A 3,858-nucleotide genomic window follows, 5' to 3' on the forward strand; every position below is an offset into this window, starting at 1 on the left:
GCTCCTCGGCTCCCGCCCCGACCTCGTCTGGTACCTCCCCACCCTCGCGGACATGCCCGCCGACACCCCCGCCGACGAGAAGAGCCTCCTCGACCTCGTCCCCTCCGGCTGGCTCTGGGCCCTGCTCCAGCTCTTCGCCGCCGCCGCCCTCGCCGCCCTCTGGCGCGCCCGCCGGCTCGGCCCCCTCGTCACCGAGAACCTCCCCGTCGCCATCCGCGCCTCCGAGACCACCGAGGGCCGCGCCCGCCTCTACCGCAAGGCCTCCGCCCGCGACCGCGCCGCCACCGTCCTGCGCACCGCCGCCCGCGAACGCCTCGCCGCACTGGTCGGCGTACCGCCCGCCCAGGCCCACGACCCCGCCACCCTCGTCCCCGCCGTGGCCGCCCGCCGGCCCGCCGCCGCCGGACCCGACACGGCCACCACCCTCTTCGGCACCACCCCCGCCGACGACGCGGCACTCGTCGCGCTCGCCGACCACCTCGACGCCCTCGAAAGAGAGGTCCGCACCTCATGACGGCCACCACGGACAGCGCCCGCTCCTCCCTGGAAGCGCTCCGCACCGAAATCTCCAAGGCCGTGGTCGGCCAGGACTCCGCCGTCACCGGACTCGTCGTCGCACTCCTGTGCCGCGGCCACGTCCTCCTCGAAGGCGTCCCCGGCGTCGCCAAGACCCTCCTCGTCCGCGCCCTCGCCGCCTCCCTCGCACTCGACACCAAGCGCGTCCAGTTCACCCCCGACCTGATGCCGAGCGACGTCACCGGCTCCCTCGTCTACGACGCCCGCACCGCCGAGTTCTCCTTCCAGGACGGCCCCGTCTTCACCAACCTCCTCCTCGCCGACGAGATCAACCGCACGCCCCCCAAGACCCAGTCCTCCCTCCTGGAAGCCATGGAGGAACGCCAGGTCACCGTCGACGGCACCCCGCGCCGGCTCCCCGACCCCTTCCTCGTCGCCGCCACCATGAACCCCGTCGAGTACGAGGGCACCTACCCCCTCCCCGAAGCCCAGCTCGACCGCTTCCTCCTCAAACTGACCGTCCCCCTCCCCTCCCGCGAGGACGAGATCGGCGTCCTCACCCGGCACGCCGCCGGCTTCGACCCCCGCGACCTGCACGCCGCCGGCATCCGCCCCGTCGCCGGCGCCCGCGAACTCGAAGCCGCCCGCAAGGCCGTCGAGAACACCACCGTCTCCCCCGAGATCGCCGCCTACGTCGTCGACCTCTGCCGCGCCACCCGCGAATCGCCCTCCCTCACCCTCGGCGTCTCCCCCCGCGGCGCGACCGCCCTCCTCGCCACCTCCCGCGCCTGGGCCTGGCTCACCGGCCGCGACTACGTCACCCCCGACGACGTCAAGGCCCTCGCCCTGCCCACGCTGCGCCACCGCGTACAGCTGCGCCCCGAAGCCGAGATGGAAGGCGTCACCGCCGACTCCGTCATCTCCGCGATCCTCACCCACGTCCCCGTCCCCCGCTGATGGCCCTCACCGGACGCGCCGCCCTGCTCGCGGCCCTCGGCAGCCTCCCCGTAGGCCTCCTCGAACCCAGCTGGACGGGCCTCCTCGCCGTCAACGGCACCATCGGCCTGGCCTGCGCCGTCGACTACGCCCTCGCCGCCCCCGTACGCGCCCTGCGACTCACCCGAACGGGTGCCACCACAGTCCGCCTCGGCGACACCGCCGACGTCGACCTCACCCTCACCAACCCCGGCACCCGCACCCTGCGGGCCCGCATCCGCGACGCCTGGCCCCCCAGCAGCTGGCACCCCGGCACCGAAGCGGACGCCTCCCGCCACACCCTGACCGTCCCCGCCGGCGAACGCCGCCGCGTCACCACCCGCCTGCGCCCCACCCGGCGCGGCGACCGCAAGGCCGCGCTCGTCACCGTCCGCTCGTACGGCCCGCTCGGCCTGTGCGCCCGCCAGGGCAACCACGACGTCCCCTGGACGGTCCGCGTCCTGCCGCCCTTCACCAGCCGCAAGCACCTCCCGTCCCGCCTCGCGCGGCTCCGCGAACTCGACGGCCGCACCAGCCTGCTGACCCGGGGCGAGGGCACCGAGTTCGACAGCCTCCGCGACTACGTACCCGGCGACGACACCCGCTCCATCGACTGGCGCGCCACCGCCCGCCAACAGAAGGTCGCCGTCCGCACCTGGCGCCCCGAACGCGACCGCCACATCCTGATCTGCCTCGACACCGGACGCACCTCGGCCGGACGCGTCGGCGACGCCCCCCGCCTGGACTCCGCCATGGACGCCGCCCTGCTCCTGACCGCCCTGGCCACCCGCGCCGGCGACCGCGTCGACCTCCTGGCCCACGACCGCCGCCCCCGCGCCCAGGTCCAGGCCCGCTCGGCCGCCGACACCCTCCCGGCCTTCGTCAACGCCATGGCCGGCCTCGAACCCGAACTGGTCGAGACGGACGCCCGCACCCTGGTCTCCACCATCCTGCGCAGCGCCCCGCGCCGCTCCCTGGTGGTCCTCCTGACGAGCCTGGACGCGGCCCCCATCGAAGAGGGCCTCCTCCCGCTCCTCCCCCGCCTCACCCAGCGCCACACGGTCGTCCTGGCCTCCGTGGCCGACCCCCACATCGCCGCCATGGCCGCGGCCCGCGGCTCCCTGGACGCCGTCTACGAGGCCGCCGCGGCCACCCAGACCCAGTCCCAGCGCCACCGCACGGCGGACCAGCTCACCCGCCACGGCGTCCACGTCGTCGACGCCACCCCCGACACCCTGGCCCCCGCCCTGGCGGACACCTACCTCGCCCTGAAGGCCGCCGGCCGCCTCTGACCCTGGATACGGTGGAGCCGGCACCCACCGGGAGGACACCATGGCCGACCTCACTCCAGAGCAGATGCGCCGCCTGCACGACTTCGCGGAGCAGCTCTCAGAGCTGGCCGAACACCAGGAAGACCAGTGGAAGGTGCAGACCACCGACGGTCAGATCTTCCTCACGATGGTGACTCCCACCGCTCCCCACGGCCTGAACGTGGTGAGACTGCGCCGCCAGATCGAGGCCCAGACCCCCGAGGTGATGGCCCTCAACGACACGAACATGGGCGACCCGGTGACCGGCCTGACGAAGGTCCCGGACCTCATGGTCATCGCGGAGGAGGACACCGACGACACCGCGAAGGTCGTCAACTCGCATGACGTCCTGATGGTGGTGGAGGTCGTCTCCCGTACGAACTCCCTGACCGACATCCGCGACAAGCTGCACGACTACCCGAGGATGGGCCTTCCCCTGTACGTCGTGGTGGACCCCCGCAAGGACAAGAAGACCGTGACGGTGCACAGCGACCCTTCGGAAGGCCCGGACGGCATCCGGTACCGCAAGAAGGTCCCGTACGCCTTCGGGGACACCGTCACCGCCGGCCGGTGGACGCTCGACACGAGCGGCCTCAAGGTCTATCCCGCCGACTGGTGAAACGAGCAGGGCCGCTTTCGGCCCGATCGGCCCGTAAACGCAGAAAAGCCCCGCACCATAAGGTGCGGGGCTTTCCCACAAAGATTGTTCGGCGGCGTCCTACTCTCCCACAGGGTCCCCCCTGCAGTACCATCGGCGCTGAAAGGCTTAGCTTCCGGGTTCGGAATGTAACCGGGCGTTTCCCTAACGCTATGACCACCGAAACACTATGAAGTTGAACTCCAGCCGGCAAGGCGAGTTCGTTACTTCAGAACTAACACAGTGGACGCGAGCAACTGAGGACAAGCCCTCGGCCTATTAGTACCAGTCAGCTCCACCCGTTACCGGGCTTCCACATCTGGCCTATCAACCCAGTCGTCTACTGGGAGCCTTACCCTCTCAAGGAGGTGGGAATACTCATCTTGAAGCAGGCTTCCCGCTTAGATGCTTTCAGCGGTT

The 3,858-nt window shown here is 71.7% G+C and carries 3 protein-coding genes, 1 rRNA gene and 1 pseudogene; 4 read left to right on the top strand and 1 reads right to left on the bottom strand.

The window, feature by feature from the left end; genetic code table 11:
• The 4 genes and pseudogenes from SSNG_RS13790 to SSNG_RS13805 form a co-directional block, all read left to right on the top strand.
• Positions 1-514: pseudogene (locus SSNG_RS13790) on the top strand (DUF4350 domain-containing protein); the annotation flags it as partial.
• The gene (locus tag SSNG_RS13795; RefSeq protein WP_007264445.1) at positions 511-1,473 is read left to right on the top strand and encodes a MoxR family ATPase; all 963 of its coding nucleotides are present in this window, start codon (positions 511-513) and stop codon (positions 1,471-1,473) included. The pseudogene SSNG_RS13790 and the gene SSNG_RS13795, both read left to right, overlap by 4 nt.
• On the top strand, positions 1,473-2,783 hold the full coding sequence (locus tag SSNG_RS13800) for a DUF58 domain-containing protein (RefSeq protein ID WP_007264446.1): 1,311 nt from the start codon (positions 1,473-1,475) through the stop codon (positions 2,781-2,783). The genes SSNG_RS13795 and SSNG_RS13800 overlap by 1 nt, the downstream gene beginning before the upstream one ends.
• A gap of 40 nt (positions 2,784-2,823) precedes the next feature.
• Positions 2,824-3,420 carry a Uma2 family endonuclease gene (locus SSNG_RS13805; protein WP_007264447.1) on the top strand — a complete coding sequence of 199 codons (597 nt, stop codon included), beginning with the start codon at positions 2,824-2,826 and terminating at the stop codon, positions 3,418-3,420.
• 86 nt (positions 3,421-3,506) lie between these two features.
• Here the strand turns inward: SSNG_RS13805 and rrf are convergent.
• Positions 3,507-3,623, bottom strand: a 5S ribosomal RNA gene (rrf, locus tag SSNG_RS13810).
• Positions 3,624-3,858 lie beyond the last annotated feature (235 nt).

It is taken from the genome of Streptomyces sp. C (genome assembly GCF_000158895.1).
In the GTDB taxonomy this organism is placed as follows: Bacteria; Actinomycetota; Actinomycetes; order Streptomycetales; family Streptomycetaceae; genus Streptomyces; species Streptomyces racemochromogenes.

Coding starts and splice junctions, on each gene's coding strand:
- SSNG_RS13795 (WP_007264445.1), top strand. CDS start 511: ATGACGGCCACCACGGACAGCGCCCGCTCCTCCCTGGAAGCGCTCCGC.
- SSNG_RS13800 (WP_007264446.1), top strand. CDS start 1,473: ATGGCCCTCACCGGACGCGCCGCCCTGCTCGCGGCCCTCGGCAGCCTC.
- SSNG_RS13805 (WP_007264447.1), top strand. CDS start 2,824: ATGGCCGACCTCACTCCAGAGCAGATGCGCCGCCTGCACGACTTCGCG.